Origin of the sequence: Arenimonas donghaensis DSM 18148 = HO3-R19 (assembly GCF_000743535.1) — a bacterium.
GTDB classification, from domain to species: Bacteria; Pseudomonadota; Gammaproteobacteria; order Xanthomonadales; family Xanthomonadaceae; genus Arenimonas; species Arenimonas donghaensis.
In genome coordinates this window covers 51,054-69,527 of record NZ_AVCJ01000034.1, presented here as the reverse complement: position 1 = coordinate 69,527, position 18,474 = coordinate 51,054, and the positions used below count along the sequence as shown (strand labels likewise).

Below are 18,474 nucleotides of genomic sequence, written 5' to 3'. Positions count from 1 at the left end.
CTGCGCCGGTGCGGGCCAGTGCCTCCCCTGGGACCGGGCGCCCGGGGCACGTCGTCGTCATTACGAAGGGCGCCGGGAATCCTCCCGGGCGCGGGTCGCGTTGTTTTGACTCATTCCCCCGGAGCTTCGACGGTGTAGCCCTCGCGCTCGAGCACCTGCAGGTAACTGCGCTCGCCAACGATGCGCGACATCGGCAGCACGGCGAAGCTTTCCGGATGTTCCTCAAGCGCCGCCCGGGCCGCAGCCAGCCAGGTGGCTTCCACCCGGGTCCCCAGGTCGGAAAGACCACGGCTCTGCGCCAAACCGGTTTGCAGCACGGCATCCCTGCAGGCCTGGCTGTTGTCGGTGTAGGGCAGGTCGCGCAGCATCGCCACCTCGCCCATCGCCCAGGCGTTCGCGCGCGTCGCCAGGGTGTCCAGGTCCCGCTCCACCTGGTCGAGCGTGAGGCGGAAACATTCGAGGTCCTCCAGCTCGCTGCGGCCGAACTCCTTGAGCGCGGCCCGCGCCTTGTCTATTTGCAGCGAGACGCTCGGCTGCCGGACCGGCACCTTGCTGCGCCTGGCGGCCCGCGTCACTTCCCGGCCGACCACGTCGCGCCAGGTAAGGTCGTGATGATCGAAGGCTTCGTCGCGCAGCGTCATCGCGGCGGCAATCGGCCGACGCTTTTCGACGCCACGATCGCGCCCGATGTAACGGGCCTTCAGGGTTTGCCAGCGTGCGTAGTCCGGCGCGGGCAATACGTCCTGCAGCTGCTGCCTGTCGGGGTTGTTGCGGGCGCGCAACGCCGAGGGCAGCAGGACCAGACCTCCGAATACCCCTCCCTTGACCGTGATGTTCGCCGTCGGCGACAGCAGCACGACGCCGGAGCCGGCGATGCGTTGCCTTACTTCGTCCGAGCTCCACTGCATGCGCTTGGGCAAGGGCGCCAGCGTGCCCAGCACCCACATCACCCTGCCGTCGCGCGACACCTTCCACAGGCCGGGACCCGGCTGGACGCCACTGACCACCAGCGTTTCCAGGACGGGCACGTCCGCGTCGGCAAGCAGGGAATCCACGGCATCCGCCGGGCTCCCGTCGACAGGGTCGGACATCGTCCGGGCGGCAGCGAGCGGCGGCAGCGCAGCCAGCAACAGGGCCAGCGGCACGACGTGGATCAGGACGTTTGTTTTGCGCATGGCGACAGTCTGCCACTCCTGCGCGCACCCGGCACCAGCGGGGCATGCACCAATAAAAACGGCCCGAATCCGTTCGGGCCGTGTCCGCGAAGACGAACCTGTTTCGTCCCGAACCCACTCTGTAGAGGTTCCAGGGTCGCCGTGCCGTTGGAGAGAGAGTATGGCGTCGCTGACGGCGACATGTTCGCTCCTCGCGGTGGCTTTGCCGTGTGCAGGAATTGCGATTGCGATAGCCACGAAAAGCCTTGTTTTATAGGGTTTTCTGAACCGTTCCGTACTGGCCGCGCGGACGTCCGCGCGGACATGACCTTCGACCCATGCCGGCGTGAAAGCCGCGTGCAAACTTCGTGAATATCCCTGTGGATTCCTTCTGATGTGCCCGGGTGCACTGTTCTCAACCGCTGAGTTCCATCGCCTGGGTTTCGCCGGGGCCATCGCCCCGTGGACCGAGCGTTTCCACGTCGTCGTCGCCGCTGCGCGCGGCGCCCAGGTCGACATCCCGGCCGGCTGGGCTTCGGCCTGGTGGGTGCTGCAGGGCAACCTCGGCGTGCAGTCCTCCACGTTCCATGGCGACGTCGGCAAGGGGCGCCTGCTCACCTGGCAGGACGGGCCGCTCCGGCTGTCCGCGCCCGGCCATGTCGGCGCGATCGGCATCGCCGGCCCCGCGCACTTGTGGTCGTATCGGCTGCGCGATCAGGCCGGCGGCGGCGATCGCCTGCTGATGCCCTGGCAGGTGCGCCCGAGCCGCGAACTTCGCCGGCTGATGGTGCGGGTGGCGCGGCTGTCGCGCCATGGCAAGGCCCGGCACGAAGCCGCCTTGGGCGCGCTGGTGGCTGCGGTGCATGAAAGCCAGGCGCCGGTGCGCGTTTATCTCGAAGCCTGCAGCGGGCGCACCCGACAGCGGCGCGAACAGGTGCTGCTGCGCCTGATGCGCGTGCGCCACCTGATCACCTTCGGGCGGTCGACCCGCCTTGACCTCGCCGGCCTGGCGGAAGTGGCGAACTACTCGCCGACGCACCTGATCCGCCTTTACCGGGACGTGTTTGGCGAAACCCCGCTCGAGCACGCCAACCGCCTGCGTGTCGGCCGGTCCTGGGTGTTGGTCCGCGACACCCGCATGCCGATCGGCGACATCTCGGAAGTCATCGGCTTCGAAAGCAAGAGCGCCTTCTGCCGCTCGTTCAAGGCCAACTTCGGCACCACCACTTCGCAGGTGCGGCGCAGCGCCGCCAACACCGAAGGCTGAGACGCACCACTGGCGTCACCGACACCGACGCGCCTCCCCATGACAAAAAAAGGCCCGCGACTTTCGTCGCGGGCCTTGTCGTCCGTGCCGCGGCGCCTTCGGGGGGACGCCGCGGACCGGGGACCTTAGAACGTCTGCGTGTAGCGCAGGTACGTCGTGCGACCGTAGGCGTCGTACAGGTAGAAGTTCCACGGACGGCCGTCGAACGCGACCAGCTCCGGGTAACGGTCACCCACGTTGGTGGCGCCAACCGCGATCGTGGCGTTCCACGGCGCCTTCCAGCTCAGCTGGACGTCGTGGGTGGCGTAACCGCCCACCGGGCCGTGCTTGCCGATGTAGTTGGTGTTCACGCCAACGGTGAAGTCGGCGATCGTCCAGGTGTTGTAGAGCGACGCGCGGCGGTCCGGGTAGCCATTGATGTCCAGGAACTCGGTGATGTTGCCCAGACCGTCGTCGATGTCGTAGCTGTTGATGTACGACACCGCGAGCTGGTTGCGCAGTTCGCCGTAGCTGCCCAGGTCGAAGCGGGTGTTGGCCCGGAAGTCGAAGCCGTCCGTTTCCAGCGTGCCCTGGTTGGCGTAGCCGGCGACGATCTGGTCGATTGAACCGTTGGCCCGGCGGGTGATGCTCATGCCCGGCGGGATCGGACCGTAGGTGGCCGGATCCAGGTCGGAGTTGATGATCGCCTGCGGGGTGATCTGGTTGATCGTGTTCTCGACTTCGATGTTGTAGTAGTCGAGCGAGAAGTCCAGCCACGCCAGCGGATCCCACACGGCGCCGATGCTGAACTGGGTGGACTGCTCGGACTCGAGCTCCGCGTTGGCCTGGAAGTACGTGTCGACCTGCAACTGGCAGGTGCTCGGCTGGCCGAGGGCGATGCACGACTGCGCATCGTTCACCGGTTCCGCCGAGAAGGTGGTCTTCTGGGTCAGGATGTCCAGGCCCGGGGCGCGGAAGCCCTGACCGTAGGAGCCACGCAGGGTCAGGTTGTCCAGCGGCTGCCAGCGCACCGCGACCTTCGGCGAGAAGTCGTTGCCGTAGTCGCTGTAGGAGTCGAAGCGACCGGCCAGCGTGATGTCGAAGGTGCTCGAGAACGGCAGCAGCCATTCGAAGTAGGCAGCCTTGGCGTCACGCGAACCCGCCGACGAGTTGCCCGACGAACCCAGCACCAGGCCGGCCTCGGACAGCGAGTCGTACTGGTCGACCAGGGTGTCTTCGCGGTACTCGACACCGAACACGCCGTTGGAGGTACCGCCGCCCATTTCGAACAGGTCGAAGCTGAGCAGGGCGAAGATCTCGTCGGTGGTCCAGCGCGAATCACGGCTGATGGTCGCCTGCATGCCCGAAAGCACGTCCGGGTCGGCGCCGTACGGGTCGCTCAGGTCGTAGTCGCCGTTGTTGGCGGCAGCCTCGGCCAGGGAAGCGACGATGTAGCCACGGCCCAGTTCGACGTACTTGTAGTCGGTGCGGCGCAGGCCGAAATCGATGCCGATGGTGTCGGTGAGGCGGCCCTGGAAGCCGATCAGGTAGTCGGCATTGGTGGTGTCGGTCCAGTTGTCGCGGTTGCCGGCGGCAGCGAAGCGGTGGAAGTAGTAGGTCGCCAGGCCGTCGGTGGTGCCCGGGGCACAGCCACCGGCACCGCAGGCGACGCCGTTGTTGATGTCGTTCATGGTGCCGTCTTCGACCACCACCACGCCCGGGACCGGGGCGTAGCGACCGAAGGTTTCGACCTTGGACATCGAGGCGGCGCCGTAGACCGACCAGTTGTCGTTGATCTGGTGGTCGGCACGGACGAACACCGAGGTGTTGTCGACCTTGGCGTCGTTGGCGGCCACTTCACGGAAGTTGAACGAACACAGGCCATTGCCCAGGACATAGAACGCGCCCTGGGTGCAGTCGAAGCCCGGCACCGCCTCGATCGCCAGCGTGTTCCAGTTGTAGTAGTTGTTGCCGTAGGTCGACACGCCGGGTTCCTGGCCGCCGATCTGGTCGCGGGTGAAGACCATGCCGCGCTTGGAGTTCGACGCGCCGCCGATGACGCGGGTACGGTCGTTCGACGAGCCGAACACCACCGACATGTCCTGCAGGTCACCGCCGGTGACTTCGGTCGAACCGACGCCGTAGCGGATCTCGGCGCCGTTGAAGTCCTTGCGCAGGATGACGTTGACCACGCCACCGATCGCGTCAGAACCGTACACGGCCGAAGCGCCGTCGGACAGGATCTCGATGCGCTCGACGGCGGCCAGCGGGATGGCGTTGAGGTCCGAGCCGGCCGACGCCGACATCGGGTTGGTCGGGGCGCGACGGCCGTCGATCAGAACCAGGGTGCGGCCGGAGCCGACGCCGCGCAGGTCGATGGTCGCCAGCGACTGGGCCGACGAACCGGACTGCGGCTTGAAGTTGCCGAACGACGCGAAGGTGCTGTCGCGCAGGACGTCGGCGACGGAGACGTCACCGGAAGCGTCGATGGTGGCGCGATCGATCACGACGACCGGCACGGCGCCCTCGATGTCGGCGCGCTTGAGGCGCGAACCGGTGACTTCGATGGTGTCGAGGGTGGCGGCGTCCTCGTCGGACTCCTGCGCGAAGGCGCTGCTGGTGGCCAGGGCGCCGGCCGAAACCGCCGCCATGGCCAGCAGTGCGCGCTGGATGGACGCGGAAAGCGTACGGGATTGCATCTTGTCTTACTCCACTGCTCAAGGCCGCAAGGCCGGAACGGTGATGTTTACAAGTGCTTAACAAAATGACAGTAACCGGGCTGACCACGAACCTAGCGCGCAATTCGCATTTCGATGTGCCGGGATTCGTATTTCCCCGGGACGCCCGCCGGACGCGGCTCGTCAGCCGCCCTTGCGCGCCTCGAGGATGAGCCTGGCCATCGCGGCGTCGCCTTTTTCGATCAGTTCGACCGGAGTGAACTGGAAGCCGGTGACGACCATGGCCTCGCCCACGCACCACTCGCGCTGCTCTTTACTGAGGGTGGCGGCGCCGGCGGCGGCGGCCTGCAGCAGGTCCGGCGTTGGTACGGTGTCCTGGGGTTCCGGGGCACGCCTGGCGGGCGCGGCGCCGTTGTCGGCCTTGCCGGCCTCGGTCTTGAGCCAGGCCACCCGGGCCAGGCCCACGGCCAGCCGGTCGCCGCCATCCTTGAGCTTGGGCGCGGCCTGGGCGAGCGCACCCAGCAGGGCGTCGCGCTCGACCTCCTGGGACTTGATGGCCTTTTCCAGTTCGGCGATCCGTGCTTCGGCCGCCTTGACCATGCCTTCGAGCTGGAGGATTTCGTTGGCCGGGTCGGCCAGGGTCTTGGCGCCCAGCAGGCGCATCACCTTTTCACCCAGGCGGGCATGGATGGCCGGGTCCGAGAATTTCAGGTCGCGGGCGGCGGTCTGCCAGGCCAGCGCCACCTGGCTCACCGTCTGCGCCTTCTCCGACGGCGGCGCATGGGTAGCCTCGATGGCGGTTTCGCCCGGTGGCGGCGGCAGGGTGGCGTTGGACGCCTGCTGGATCGCCAGGTCCAGGCGTTCGCACAGTTCGCTCTTCTGGAAATCGCGGGCGAGCTTGCGCAGCTCGATGCGGCAGTCGATCAGCAGGGCGCGAAGGTCCTTCATGGCGCCATTCTATGCCCGGCCGGGGCCGGCCGGGCATCAACGCGCCAGCAGGAAGTGCAGCAGGTTGTTCTGGAAGTAGGGATTGACCGACAACTGGTCGTGCCGTTCGCACAGGAAGAAGCTCTGCGCGAAGGGGTAGCTGTCGTAGGCGGCACCCTGGCCGGGGACGCGGCCGCGGCCCAGCTGCGAGTCGCGCGTCACCAGGCCGTCGCCCGGCTGCAGCAGCAGGCGGCCGTAGTCCACGCCCTCGATCCCGTCGCGGATGTCTTCAGGCCGGACCACCAGGCTACGGACGCCGTCCTTCTCTTCGAGCACCGCGCGGGCGGGGGTTAGCGTGCAGTCGCCGCCGAACACGGCTACTTCGACGCCGTGGCTCGGCACGGGTTCGCCCAGGGCCAGCTGCAGCTTGCGGGCGCGTTCGAGGTGGCGCGCAAAGGTGGCCTGCAGCGCGGCGAACTGCAGCGCGCCGGTTTCCGGCCCGTAGGCGGAGGCGACCACCCGGGCTTCGACCTCGGGCGCGAAGATGCCCCAGCGGTTCTCGCGCCAGGTGGCGATGTCGTAGATGTCCAGGTCGACGGGCTTGCCTTCGCGGTCGAGGATGAGCTTGAGGTCGGGATGCGGCAGGGTTTCGAAGGGCGTGGCGAAGGTCGCCAGCACTTCCACCGGCACCGTGCGCAGGGCGATCTTGACGCCCTTCTGCAATCGTTCGAGGCTGATCACCGAACCCAGGTTGGGCGTGCCCAGCAGCACCATGCGGCGGATGCGGTGCGCGCCCTCGTCCCAGGGCGTGAACTCATTGCGGTCGAGGATGTCCTGGGGGCCGTAGCGCAGGTAATAGCTGGCGATCAGGCCGCCGTTGCTGTGCGCCAGCACGTCCACCGGCAGGTCGGGGTCGCCGTAGTCGCGCCGGACCTGTTCGATCAGTTCGTGCAGCTGCCGCACGGCGTGGATGTTCTCGCGGCGCCAGTCGTACAGCAGCACGTAGTAGCGGCGGCGGTCGTCGCTGCCTTCCACCGGCTCGCCGGGCTCGGCCCGACGGAAACGGCCGACGTCTTCCAGGGTCCGGATCAGCGCTTCGTAGTAGTCGGTCCGCGCGACGCCATAGAACAGGTCGCCCGGCACCAGGCCCCCGCCGCGCTGTTCGACGTCGCGCACGCGCGCGAGCTCGCGGTAGTCGCTGAAGGCCAGGGTGCCCAGCCCGCCCGGCCAGTACTCCTTGCCGGTGTCGCGTTCGACCAGGGTCGACCCCATCAGCCCGTGGATGAGGATGACCGGCGGCTGGGCCGGGTTGCGGGTGTCCTGTTCGTACAGGCGCGCCAGGTCGGGGCGCGTGGGCGCACCGCCGCAGCCCGCCAGCACAAGGCTGGCGAGCAGCAGCCAGGGCAGCCGTCGTAGGAAGGTCTTCATGAGGGGCGCGATTTTTGCACGCCATGCATGAACGCGGGCACCGCCGGAAGTCCTGGTGGGGATCAGGCGGCAGCCGTTTCCGACAGCGCCGGGTAGTCGGCGTAGCCTTCCGGGCCCGGGGTGTAGAGCTTGTCCGCCTGCATCTCGGCCAGCGGCGCCTTGGCCGCCAGGCGGGCGGGCAGGTCCGGGTTGGCGATGAAGGGACGACCGAACGCGATCAGGTCGGCCCGGCCGGCGGCCAGGTCGGTTTCGGCGCGGACGGCGTCGTAGTCACCGGCCAGGATAAGGCTGCCGGCGAAGCGGCGACGGGTCTCGTCCACCACGTCGTCGGGCACGGCCCCGGGCGCGGCGATCAGGCTCAGGTAAGCGATGCCGCGCTCGGCCAGCGCGTCGACCAGGGCCAGGTATTCCTCGCGCTCGCCGTCGTAGTTGGCGGCCAGGTCGTTAAAGGCATTGAAGGGCGACACCCGCACGCCGACGTGCGCCGGGCCGATGGCCCCGGCCACCGCGTCGACCAGTTCGAGCAGGAAGCGGCGACGGTTTTCGGCGCTGCCGCCGTAGCGGTCGTCGCGCTGGTTGGAACGCGGGTTCAGGAACTGGGCGGCCAGGTAGCCGTTGGCGGCATGGATCTCGACGAAATCGAGGCCGGACTCGCGGGCCAGGATTGCCGAACGCACGTACTCGTCGCGGGTGGCCTGGATGTCGGCGGCCGTCATGGCGCGCGGCACCGGGTGGTCCTGCATGCCCTGGCTGTCGGTCCAGATCTGGCCGGCGGCGGCGATACCGGACGGGCCCAGCAGTTCGGCGCCCGGGGGAAGATTCGCGGGATGGCCGATGCGGCCGCTGTGCATCAGCTGGATCGAGATCCGGCCGCCTTCTTCGTGCACCGCCTGGGCCACCGCGGCCCAGCCACGGGCCTGTTCGGCGTTGAACAGGCCGGGAATGCGGGAGTAACCCAGGCCATTGGGCGACGGCGAGGTGCCTTCGGTGATCACCAGGCCGGCGCTGGCGCGCTGGCGATAGTAGGTCGCGACCAGTTCGCCCGGCACATTGCCCAGGGCGCGGGAGCGGGTCATCGGGGCCATGACGATTCGGTTGCGCAAGGTCAGGCCGGCGAGGCGGGTCGGGGCATGCAGGATGGACTTCATGAGGGGGTCTCCGGTGGGATGGCCCAAGCATGGGGGTCCACAGATTTGGAACAAACCCGTACAGCTGGCACGTATCGTTGCGCTGGTGAGTTCATTCATGCCCGCGCGGGGCGCCGGATACCGTGCCGGCACGCCCTGCGCTACGCTCGGGGCCTTGCCCAAGCGGAGAGACCCGATGCGCCTGTTCCGACCCCTGTCGATGGCCCTGGCCGCCCTGTTCGCGCTGTCCGCCTGCGCGACCCCGTCCCAGGAGCCGACGCCGGCCAACGACAGCGCCGACAGCGCCGACGGCTTCGCGGCGGCGCCGCCGCCGCCGCCGATGGAAGACCCCGCGGCCAACCAGGAGGTCACCGAGGAGGCCGACATGACATGCGAAGACAAGCCAGGCAAATGGGCCGTCGGCCAGATCGCCGACGAGGCCCTGGTCGCCAAGGTCAAGGCAGACACGGGTTCGGACCGGGTACGGGTGATCCGCCCGGGAATGATGGTCACCATGGATTACCGCGAGGACCGGGTGAACCTGGACGTGGACGCAGACAACCGCGTGCTGACCGTGCGCTGCGGCTGAACCGATGCGCCTGCTGGCCCACCAGGTCCTCGGGCGCGTAGCGCTGTGGTCGACCCTGGCGGTGGTGGGCGCCACCGCCCTGGGCTACGGCTACGCGTTCGAGCTTTCGCGCGACCGTGCCCTGGACCAGCTGCGCCAGCATGCCGAACTGCAGGGCCTACAGGAAGAACAGGCCTTCCGGGACGCCGAAGCGCATCTGGAATATTTCCGCGCCGAGTTCCTGCGCCGCTACCGCGACCAGGCGATCGACTACGGCGCGCGTTTCGACAGCCTGTACGCCCCCGGCGACGGCGGCGCGCTCAGGCTCAAGCCTGAGTACTTCCGCGGCGCGCGCACCGACGACGGGCGCTACGTGATCCACACCACCGGTTTCCTCGGGCGCCGCGCGACGCCGCCCGACGAAGAGTTCCGCCGCCGCGCCGTCATCATCACCGACCTGGTGTCCGAGCTCGGCCCGGCCTGGCGCGGGCCATTCGCCAACCTGCATGCCTCGTTGCCGGACAATGGCCTGGTGATCCACTGGCCGGGCGTGCCCTGGGGCCTGCAGGCCGCCGCGGACCTGGATGTTTCCGAAGGCGCCGTCATCGCCGGCACCCGCCAGGAGAACAATCCCGAACGCAACGCCGTGTGGTCGGGCCTGTACTTCGACAAGACCGCCGGGCAATGGACGGTCACCGTGCAGTTGCCCGTCGACGGCGACGATGGCCGGCACCTGGTCAACCCCAGCCACGACATCCTGCTCGACGACATCCTCGCGCGCCTGGGCCGCAACCGGCTGGTCGGCGCGCAGACCCTGTTGTTGAGTCCCGACGGCCACCTGATCGCGGGACCGGGCGTGATGTCCGAAACCGACCAATCGCGCGGCATCCTGCACGTGGATGCCCTCGACGATCCGTTTCCGGCGCGCATCCATCGCCTGGCCATGCAACACACCGACGAGGGCCACGCCGCCCATGTGATGCAGGACGAGCAAAGCGGCGCCTACGTGGTGTTCACCCGCGTCGAAGGGCCGGACTGGCGCCTGGCGACGGTCTACCCGGGCCGACAGGTCGCCGGCGCCGCGCACCGCGGCGCGGCGATCATGCTGGCGCTGGGCCTGGGGCTCCAGCTGATCCTGCTGGTGGTGGTGGGCACCGTGCTCAGCCGCCGGGTCAGCCAGCCGGTCCAGCAGCTGCGTGACGCCGCCGACCGCATCACCCGCGGCGAGCAGACCGAAGCCGCCGTGGCCGAGCTGCCGCTGGCCGAGGAAAACGAGATCGGCAGCCTGTCGCGCAGCTTCCGCGAGCTGGCCCGGCAGGTCGAACACCGCCAGGGCGAACTCGAGGGTACCGTCGAGGTCCGCACCCGCGAACTGGCCGAGGCCAACCAGCGCCTGGAACAGCTGACCCGCACCGACAGCCTCACCGCCCTGCCCAACCGCCGCGCCTTCGACGACGACCTGGCGCAGCTGCTGGCCAACCCCGAGCCGATGGCGGGCCTGGCCCTGGGCATGGTGGACGTCGATTACTTCAAGCCGTTCAACGACACCCTGGGCCATGAAGCCGGCGACCAGGCGCTGCGCAGGGTGGCCGACGTGCTGGCCGGCCAGATCCGTCGCGACGTGCGCTGCTATCGCTACGGCGGCGAGGAGTTCGCGGTGGTGTTCACCTCGATCGCGGTGCCGCACGCCGAACGCATCCTGCGGCGCATCCTGGAGGACATCGCCGCGCTGGCCATCGAACACGGCGCGAGCCCGCTGGGCGTGGTGACGGTCAGCGCCGGCCTGGCCAAGAGCTACGACCCCGACATCGACGCCGCCACCCTGGTGCGTGCGGCGGACCGCCAGCTCTACGCCGCCAAGGCCAGCGGCAGGAACCGCATCGCGATCGGCTGAAACCGGGCGTCAGTGCGAGAACAACACCGGCGTGCGCGTGCCTTCAAGCACCGTGCGGGTGACGCCACCGAAGACCTGTTCGCGCCAGCGCGAATGGCTGAAGCCGCCCATCACCACCAGGTCGGCGACGCAGGAACCAGCATGCGCCAGGATCGCCTGGCCGGTGCTTTGTCCCGCCCGCTCGACTTCCACCACCTGGGCCTGGCAACCGTGGCGCGCCAGGTGCCGGGCGATGTCGGAGCCCGGCGCCTCGCCGTGGCCCAGCGCGGTCGACTGCGGATTGACCACCAGCACGTCGACGCGGGCGTCGCGCGGCAACCAGGGCAGGGCGTCGTGTACGGCGCGGCTGGCCTCGCGACGCGGCTGCCAGGCGATCACCACCCGGCGCGGCGGCACCATCAGCCGGGTGTCTTCGGGCACCAGCAGCACCGGCCGCCCCGAGTGCATCAGCAGCGCGTCGAAGCTGGTGCCGAAGCGCTGGCCGGGTCCCTCGGACGACGCCCCGCCGAATACGCACAGGTCGGCATGCCGGGCGTGCAGGGCGGCCACTTCCTCGGGCCAGGCCAGCGGCGAGTCGACGACCCGGACTTCGTGCGCCACGCCGGCGGCTTCCAGTCGCTCGCGGGCACGGCCGGCGGCCTCTTCCGCCACCTTGCGCAGGGCGTCGAAGCCGGCCTGGTCCAGGCCCACGGCGGTGACCCCCCACTCGCTGGCGAAGGGCACCGGCGCGTGCGCCACCGCCAGCGCGGCGACGTGGGCGTCATGCGCCTGGGCCAGGGCGATGGCGGCGTCCAGGGCGGCGGTGTCGGCGCGGGTGCCCTGCAGGAAAACGAACAGGTCGCGGATCATGGCCAGGCTCCTCGGAAAAACGGTGGTGGCCAGGCCAGCCTACGCCCGCCGCACCGGGCGGCGTTGACGTGGGTCAAGCCCGCGCCCCTGGCAAGTCTCACCCAGTGAGACGGCCCTGGCCGCTAATGCAGGACCCCTGCCCTGGACAGACCGCCATGCCTTCCAATGCCCTGGCCCGCCGCGACGCCCGCGACCTGGCCCTGCCCTCCGCGGCCCTGCCCGCCGGCCCGGCCGATGCCCCGCTGGCACCGCGCGTGCAGGACCCCCGCCAGCTGGCCAGCCGCCTGCAGGCGAAGTACCGCGACCGGGTGACCGGGCATTTCGTCCAGCCCGCCCGCGAGGGGGCCTACGCGCCCCTGCCCGCCAGCCTGCCGCCGGCGCTGGCGCAGGCCCTGCAGGCGCGCGGCATCGGCCAGCTCTACAGCCACCAGGCCCAAGCCTGGGATACGGCGCAGGCCGGCAAGCACTTCGTGGTGGTCACGCCCACCGCCTCGGGCAAGAGCCTTTGTTACACGCTGCCGGTGGTGTCGGCGGCGATGCAGGAACAAGCCAAGGCGCTGTTCCTGTTCCCGACCAAGGCACTGTCGCAGGACCAGGTGGCCGACCTGCTGGAACTCAATCGCGCCGGCGACCTCGGTCTGCGCTGCCACACCTTCGACGGCGACACGCCCGGCGATGCCCGCCAGGCCATCCGCCTGCACGCCGACCTGGTGGTGTCCAACCCGGACATGCTGCACCAGGCGATCCTGCCCCACCACACCAAGTGGGCGCAGTTCTTCGAGAACCTGCGTTACGTGGTCATCGACGAAGTGCACACCTATCGCGGGGTGTTCGGTTCGCACCTGGCCAACGTCGTGCGGCGACTCAAGCGGGTCTGCGCGTTCTACGGCGCCAATCCGCAGTTCATCCTGTGCTCGGCCACCATCGGCAACCCGCAGCAGCATGCGCAGGCGCTGGTGGAGGCGCCGGTCGAGGCCATCACCGAATCCGGCGCGCCGGTCGGCGAAAAACACCTGCTGCTGTGGAACCCGCCGGTGGTCAATCCCGACCTGGGCCTGCGCGCGTCGGCGCGTTCGCAATCGAACCGCATCGCCCGGCTGGCGATCCGCGCGGGGCTCAAGACCCTGGTGTTCGCGCAGTCGCGCACGATGGTCGAGGTGCTCACCAAGTACCTCAAGGATGTCTTCGACCACGACCCGCGCAAGCCGCCGCGCATCCGCGCCTACCGCGGGGGTTATCTGCCCAACGAACGCCGCGAGGCCGAACGCGCCATGCGCGCCGGCACCGTCGACGGCATCGTCAGCACCTCGGCGCTGGAGCTGGGCGTGGACATCGGTGCGCTCGACGTCGTGGTGCTCAACGGCTATCCCGGTTCGGTGGCGGCCACCTGGCAGCGCGTGGGTCGCGCCGGCCGCCGGCAACAGCCTTCGCTGGGCGTACTGGTGGCCTCGTCCGACCCGCTCGACCAGTACCTGGTGCGCCACCCCGGCTTCTTCGAGCAAGCCAATCCCGAGCACGCCCGCATCGCGCCCGACCAGCCGCTGATCCTGCTCGACCACCTGCGCTGCGCCGCCTTCGAGCTGCCCTTCCTGCGCGGCGAAACCTACGGGCCGATGGATCCCTCGCCCTGGCTGGACGTGCTGGCCGAAACCGGCGTGCTGCACGCCGAGGGCGAACGCTGGGACTGGATTGCCGACAGCTACCCGGCCAATGCGGTGTCGCTGCGTTCGGTGGCCGACGGCAATTTCGTGGTTGTCGACCGCACCGACGGCCGCCAGAAGATCATCGCCGAGGTCGATTATTCCGCCGCCGCGCTTACGCTGTACGAAGGCGCGATCCACATGATCCAGTCGGTGCCGTTCCAGGTCGAACGCCTGGACTGGGAAGGCCGCAAGGCCTACGTCACCCGCACCCACGTCGATTACTACACCGACGCCATCGACTACACCAAGCTCAAGGTGCTCGAACGCTTCGACGGCGTGCGCGCCGGCGACGGCAGCGCCCAGCACGGCGAGGTACACGTGGTGCGGCGGGTCCCGGGCTACAAGAAGATCCGCTACTACACCCACGAAAACATCGGCTACGGCCCGGTCAACCTGCCCGACCAGGAAATCCACACCACCGCGCTGTGGTGGCAGCTGCCGCAGGACGCACTGGCGCTGGCGTTTTCTTCGCGGCAGGACGCGCTCGATGGTTTCCTGGGCGCGGCCTACGCGCTGCACGTGGTCGCCACCGTCGCGGTGATGGCCGAAGGCCGCGACCTGCGCCAGGCCGTGGGCAGCGGCGACGGGGCCTGGTTCGCCCACACCGACGGCCGCGGCCGCGGCCAGCTGCGCGGGGCCGACGGCCAGCCGGGCAGCCCCGACGCCGCCGAGCGCTTCACGCCCACGGTTTACCTCTACGACAACTACCCCGGCGGCATCGGCCTGAGCGAACCGCTGTGGCGACGCCAGGCGGAATTGGTGGCGCGTGCCCGCGAACTGGTGGCGGCCTGCGATTGCGCCGCTGGTTGCCCGGCCTGCGTCGGCCCGGTGTTGGCCGCCGACGAAGGCAAGACCGGCAATACGCCGCGGGCGCTGGCGCTGCGGGTGCTGGGCCTGCTGGAAAGCGCGGCATGAGCGCGGTGTTGTCGCAGCGGCTGCGGCAGTTGCAGCGGGAAGCGGGAAGAACGCCAGCCCTGGCCGGCCTGCCCGCAGGGCGGGAGCGCGATCAGACCCCGCCAGGTGCCGTCCGACCCGAAGTGCCCGAGAACATCCGCCGCCTGCTGGGCCTGCGCAGCCGTGCTTCCAGTCGGCCTGTGACGCCCTTGCGCCCACCCGACCGCCACCTGCCGGGCGATGAGATCGCACCCGGCTTGCGCTACATCGAGTCCCGGCACGAAGCCCCGCCGATGCCCGAGGCTATCGACGCCAGCTTCGCCAAGGACTTCGATACCGTCGAACCCGCACAGCTGCTGTGCTTCGACACCGAAACCACCGGCCTGGCCGGCGGCACCGGCACCCGCGCCTTCATGATCGGCGCCGCCGATCGCGTCGACGGCCAGCTGCGCATCCGCCAGCTGATGACCACCACCCTGGCCGCCGAGCGGGCCATGCTTGAAACCTTCGCGCGCTGGCTTCGCCCGGACACGGTGCTGGTGAGCTACAACGGCCGCAGCTACGACGCGCCGCTGCTCAAGACCCGCTACCGCCTGGCGCGCCTGCCCTGCCCGATTACCCCGCTGGCCCATCTCGACCTGCTGCACCCCGTCCGCCGCCGCTACCGCGGCCACTGGGAAAACTGCCGCCTCGCCACCGTCGAACGGCAGCTGCTGAAGGTGCTTCGCGAAGACGACCTGCCCGGCAGCGAAGCCCCGCGCGCCTGGCGCGACTACCTGCTAGGCGGCCCGGCCACCCACCTGCGCCGCGTGCTGGCCCACAACCACACCGACGTGCGCAGCCTGATGCAACTGCTCGCCCACCTGGCGACACCTACCCTGTAGGAGCGGCTTCAGCCGCGAATCTTTTGACTTTGCCTATGGCAAAGAAGAACTTCGCGGCTGAAGCCGCTCCTACAGGTTTACGACACCCATGCCCGAGCCGTTCAAGAACCTCATCAATGCCGCCCTCGTGCGCGCCTGCGGCAACCACCTGCATCGCCATTGGCACGACTTCGACCGCCGCGGTTTCGAAGCCCGGGCCTTGGCCGGCCTCGACGCCCTCGAAATGAAGGCCCGCGCGATGCAAATCGCCGACGCGCTGGAAGCCAGCCTGCCCGACGACTTCGATCGCGCCGCCGGCATTATCGAAGCCGCACTCGCACCGCCCGCCCGCAGCGACGAGCTCGACTTCAAGACCACCGACGCCGGCCTGGCCGGCTGGATCGGCTGGCCGCTGGGCGAGTTCATCGCCCGCCGCGGCCAGGCCGAACCCCAACGCGCACTGCGCGCCCTGCGCGAACTCACCCAGCGCTTCACCAGCGAATTCGCGGTGCGGCCCTTCCTGGTCCATCACTTCGCGCTGACGCTGGCGCACTTCGTCCGCTGGCAGCACGACCCCAGCCCGCACGTACGCCGCTGGGTGAGCGAAGGCAGTCGCCCGCGCCTGCCCTGGGGCCTGCAGATCAGATCCTTGATCGAAGACCCGTCGCCGACGCTGCCGCTGCTGCGTTCCTTGCAGGACGACCCCAGCCCCTACGTGCGCCGCAGCGTCGCCAACCACCTCAACGACATCGCCAAGGACCACCCGGGCGTCGTCGCCGACTGGCTCGAACAGCACCTTCCCGGCGCCGACGCCGGGCGCAAGGCCCTGCTGCGCCATGCCAGCCGCACCCTGGTCAAGCGTGGCGACCGGCGGGTGTTGAAGGCCTGGGGCCTGGGCAGCAGGTTCCGCGGCGAAGCCCGGCTGGCGGCGTCGCCCGGACGGGTGGCCGTGGGCGACGCACTGACGCTGGTGGCGACCCTGGTGTCGTCGGCGCGGAGCCCGCAGGCCCTGGCCGTCGACTACGTGGTCCACCACGTCAAGGCGAACGGCGGGAGCTCGCCCAAGGTGTTCAAGGGTTGGTCGCTGACGCTTGCCCCGGGCGAAACGCGGCGGCTGGAGAAGTCCCACTCCCTGCGACCCATCACCACGCGACGCTACTACCCCGGCGTGCACCGCATCGAACTGCAGGTCAATGGCAGCGTGGTGGCGGAAGCCGCTTTCACGCTCCGCGCCTGAAGAAACGGAAGGGAACAGGTCCGCAAGGCGGACCTGTCCCCGCGTCACATCAGTTGCACTGGTTCTGGAACACGCACGCCGCCCATTCCGGATGGTCGATGAACGGGTTGCGGTTGCCCTGGTAGGAATACACCGCCTCGTTGCGCAGGCGTTCCTTGTCGTCCACCGGGTCCTCGGCGTGCCACTGCAGCAGGTCGGCCAGGCGTCCCATGTAGGCGACGCTGAGGTTGCTGCCGGACGCCTGGATCAGGCCCGGGTCGTCGGTGAGGATGAGGTCGGGCTCGGCGGCGCCGGTGACGCCATGCGTGCCGCCCTCGTAGCGAACGTCCATGTACAGCAGCGCGCGGGCGACGTCGCCCTTGCGGTCGCCCCAGGTCTGCCAGTACGTCGTCGAGTACCAGTTCGAATTGCCCGGGAACACGCCGCTGCCGCCGCCCTTGCCGTTGTGCGCGAGGGTGGTGCGCTCGGTGCAGCCCGACAGGCAGTTGGCGTAGGGCTTGTTGCCGCGCGAACTGTTGTAGCCCGAATCGGACAGGAACAGCATGTGGGTGTCGGTGTACGGGTAGTTGGTGCTGCCGTCGTTGGTGAAGCCGTAGCTCTTGGGCCAGGTGTGTTCGCGGTTGTATTCCGTGTTGCCGGCACCGTACTTCTGGTAGCTGGCGTTGCGGTAGACGTCCAGGATGCGGCCCGGGTTGAGCGGGTCTTCGTCGGCGAACTCCAGCACGTCCCAGGTGTCGGTGGCCGTGGCGCTGTACGGGAAACGCTGGTGGTCGTCGATGATCGCGTGCAGGCTGGCGCGCAGGGCGCTGGCGCTGGCCTGGTTGACGCCCTGGTAGTAATCGTTGCCCGGCACCGAAGCCGTGGTGAAGACGAAGCTGTGGTTCGCCGCCATCGGCGTGGGCGCGCCGTCGAGGTCGCTGACCTTGTTGGCCAGCACGTCCACCAGGCAGTCTTCCAGTCCCGCCAGGTTCGACTGTGGGTCGGCGGTGAACACCGTCGGGCCGCCGCTCACCACCACCGGCACGTTGCCGCTGGTGTCGCAGCCCAGCACGATGGCGCCGGCCTGCAGGCTCACCGGTTCCGAGAAGCTCACGGTGACCTGGGTGTCCAGGGGCACGGCCGCGCTGCCGTCCGCCGGCGTGGTGGCCGTGACCGTGGGCGCGACGTCCGGCGGCGGGAAGGACTGGCCGGCATTGCAGGTACCGAAGCTGCTCGAGGCGGGCGCGTGCCAGCTGAAGTCGGCATAGGCGTTGCCGCTGCCCTTGAGCTGCAGCGAGTAGCCGGCAGGCGTCGACGCGGCTTCCGAGACGCCGATGTCCACCGAGGTCTGGTTCAGCGCCGGCCCGTTGGCCGCCTTGAACTGGCCTTCGTAGCTGAGGAACTGCACCGCCGCCCCGGAGGCATCGACCAGGGCCACGCCGTCGGGTGCCCCGTTCTGCATGCCCGCCGCGGCCACCGACACGAAGCCGTAGCCGCCGCAGGTATCGCCCAGGGTGCCCGACAAGCTGCGCGTCATGTACACGCGCCGGTCCGAGCCGTTGTAGAAGTGCAGCGACCATCCGGCCAGCGACGTCCCCGCGTCACCGGCCACTTCGATGCGTTCACCGGTGTCCGTGCCGTCATTGTCGTAGTGGATTTCGTTGATCCAGACCCCCGCCTGGGCGAAGGCAGGGCACAGCAACAGCGCGGGCAGCAGCCCGATCTTTCTGGTGTCCATCTGAATGATCTCCCCGAAGTACCGTCGGATACTCCCCTGCGTGCGTGACAGTACCGTGGCTGGCGCCCCTGTGGGAGGGATTTCAGTCCCGGGCTGCCTTCGGGACTGAAGTCCCTCCCACAGGGGGCCGCCCACCTGCCGTCGCATGGGCCTGGACCCGGCTTGGGTGCGGCGCGGCTTCGCACGTGG

At 69.3% G+C, this 18,474-nt stretch carries 13 protein-coding genes; 6 read left to right on the top strand and 7 right to left on the bottom strand.

Features of this window, described 5'->3' with window-relative positions; translation table 11 throughout:
- Nucleotides 1-110 precede the first annotated feature (110 nt).
- Nucleotides 111-1,175: a TraB/GumN family protein gene (locus N788_RS14425; RefSeq protein WP_034224787.1), complete on the bottom strand. Its 1,065-nt coding sequence runs from the start codon at nt 1,173-1,175 to the stop codon at nt 111-113.
- Between the two features lie 373 nt (nt 1,176-1,548).
- On the opposite strand from N788_RS14425, the gene N788_RS14020 reads away from it, so the two are divergent.
- Nucleotides 1,549-2,421, top strand: a complete 873-nt coding sequence (locus N788_RS14020; RefSeq protein ID WP_051924569.1) for a helix-turn-helix transcriptional regulator — start codon at nt 1,549-1,551, stop codon at nt 2,419-2,421.
- A 125-nt stretch (nt 2,422-2,546) separates the two neighbouring features.
- Here the strand turns inward: N788_RS14020 and N788_RS10425 are convergent, their stop codons facing one another.
- The 4 genes from N788_RS10425 to N788_RS10410 all read right to left on the bottom strand — a co-directional run bounded on the left by N788_RS10425 (nt 2,547) and on the right by N788_RS10410 (nt 8,581).
- Nucleotides 2,547-5,099, bottom strand: a complete 2,553-nt coding sequence (locus N788_RS10425; protein ID WP_034224784.1) for a TonB-dependent receptor plug domain-containing protein — start codon at nt 5,097-5,099, stop codon at nt 2,547-2,549.
- A gap of 162 nt (nt 5,100-5,261) precedes the next feature.
- Nucleotides 5,262-6,026 carry a hypothetical protein gene (locus tag N788_RS10420; RefSeq protein ID WP_034224781.1) on the bottom strand — a complete coding sequence of 255 codons (765 nt, stop codon included), beginning with the start codon at nt 6,024-6,026 and terminating at the stop codon, nt 5,262-5,264.
- A gap of 36 nt (nt 6,027-6,062) precedes the next feature.
- Entirely contained in the window at nt 6,063-7,433 is a 1,371-nt protein-coding gene (locus N788_RS10415; RefSeq protein WP_034224778.1) for an esterase/lipase family protein, read from the bottom strand.
- Between the two features lie 62 nt (nt 7,434-7,495).
- Nucleotides 7,496-8,581 carry an alkene reductase gene (locus N788_RS10410; protein ID WP_034224774.1) on the bottom strand — a complete coding sequence of 362 codons (1,086 nt, stop codon included), beginning with the start codon at nt 8,579-8,581 and terminating at the stop codon, nt 7,496-7,498.
- Between the two features lie 175 nt (nt 8,582-8,756).
- Here N788_RS10410 and N788_RS14880 point away from each other — a divergent pair, with 175 nt between their 5' ends.
- Both N788_RS14880 and N788_RS10400 read left to right on the top strand, forming a co-directional pair.
- Nucleotides 8,757-9,149 (top strand): I78 family peptidase inhibitor, encoded by a 393-nt coding sequence (locus tag N788_RS14880; protein ID WP_051924568.1) that lies wholly within the window; start codon nt 8,757-8,759, stop codon nt 9,147-9,149.
- Between the two features lie 4 nt (nt 9,150-9,153).
- On the top strand, nt 9,154-11,022 hold the full coding sequence (locus N788_RS10400) for a sensor domain-containing diguanylate cyclase (protein ID WP_051924567.1): 1,869 nt from the start codon (nt 9,154-9,156) through the stop codon (nt 11,020-11,022).
- A gap of 9 nt (nt 11,023-11,031) precedes the next feature.
- Here N788_RS10400 and N788_RS10395 read toward each other — a convergent pair whose 3' ends face one another.
- The gene (locus N788_RS10395) at nt 11,032-11,871 is read right to left on the bottom strand and encodes a universal stress protein (protein ID WP_051924566.1); all 840 of its coding nucleotides are present in this window, start codon (nt 11,869-11,871) and stop codon (nt 11,032-11,034) included.
- A gap of 155 nt (nt 11,872-12,026) precedes the next feature.
- On the opposite strand from N788_RS10395, the gene N788_RS10390 reads away from it, so the two are divergent.
- From N788_RS10390 to N788_RS10380, 3 genes are all read left to right on the top strand, one after another.
- Nucleotides 12,027-14,489, top strand: coding sequence for a DEAD/DEAH box helicase (locus tag N788_RS10390; protein WP_084696008.1), 2,463 nt, complete (start codon nt 12,027-12,029; stop codon nt 14,487-14,489).
- A 122-nt stretch (nt 14,490-14,611) separates the two neighbouring features.
- Complete coding sequence (locus N788_RS10385) at nt 14,612-15,352, top strand: ribonuclease H-like domain-containing protein (protein WP_425476480.1); 741 nt, start codon at nt 14,612-14,614, stop codon at nt 15,350-15,352.
- An 88-nt stretch (nt 15,353-15,440) separates the two neighbouring features.
- Nucleotides 15,441-16,568, top strand: coding sequence for a DNA alkylation repair protein (locus N788_RS10380; RefSeq protein WP_034224769.1), 1,128 nt, complete (start codon nt 15,441-15,443; stop codon nt 16,566-16,568).
- A 49-nt stretch (nt 16,569-16,617) separates the two neighbouring features.
- Here the strand turns inward: N788_RS10380 and N788_RS10375 are convergent, their stop codons facing one another.
- Nucleotides 16,618-18,291, bottom strand: coding sequence for an endonuclease (locus N788_RS10375; protein WP_425476481.1), 1,674 nt, complete (start codon nt 18,289-18,291; stop codon nt 16,618-16,620).
- Nucleotides 18,292-18,474: the final 183 nt, after the last annotated feature.

Coding starts and splice junctions, on each gene's coding strand:
- N788_RS14425 (WP_034224787.1), bottom strand. CDS start 1,175: ATGCGCAAAACAAACGTCCTGATCCACGTCGTGCCGCTGGCCCTGTTG.
- N788_RS14020 (WP_051924569.1), top strand. CDS start 1,549: ATGTGCCCGGGTGCACTGTTCTCAACCGCTGAGTTCCATCGCCTGGGT.
- N788_RS10425 (WP_034224784.1), bottom strand. CDS start 5,099: ATGCAATCCCGTACGCTTTCCGCGTCCATCCAGCGCGCACTGCTGGCC.
- N788_RS10420 (WP_034224781.1), bottom strand. CDS start 6,026: ATGAAGGACCTTCGCGCCCTGCTGATCGACTGCCGCATCGAGCTGCGC.
- N788_RS10415 (WP_034224778.1), bottom strand. CDS start 7,433: ATGAAGACCTTCCTACGACGGCTGCCCTGGCTGCTGCTCGCCAGCCTT.
- N788_RS10410 (WP_034224774.1), bottom strand. CDS start 8,581: ATGAAGTCCATCCTGCATGCCCCGACCCGCCTCGCCGGCCTGACCTTG.
- N788_RS14880 (WP_051924568.1), top strand. CDS start 8,757: ATGCGCCTGTTCCGACCCCTGTCGATGGCCCTGGCCGCCCTGTTCGCG.
- N788_RS10400 (WP_051924567.1), top strand. CDS start 9,154: ATGCGCCTGCTGGCCCACCAGGTCCTCGGGCGCGTAGCGCTGTGGTCG.
- N788_RS10395 (WP_051924566.1), bottom strand. CDS start 11,871: ATGATCCGCGACCTGTTCGTTTTCCTGCAGGGCACCCGCGCCGACACC.
- N788_RS10390 (WP_084696008.1), top strand. CDS start 12,027: ATGCCTTCCAATGCCCTGGCCCGCCGCGACGCCCGCGACCTGGCCCTG.
- N788_RS10380 (WP_034224769.1), top strand. CDS start 15,441: ATGCCCGAGCCGTTCAAGAACCTCATCAATGCCGCCCTCGTGCGCGCC.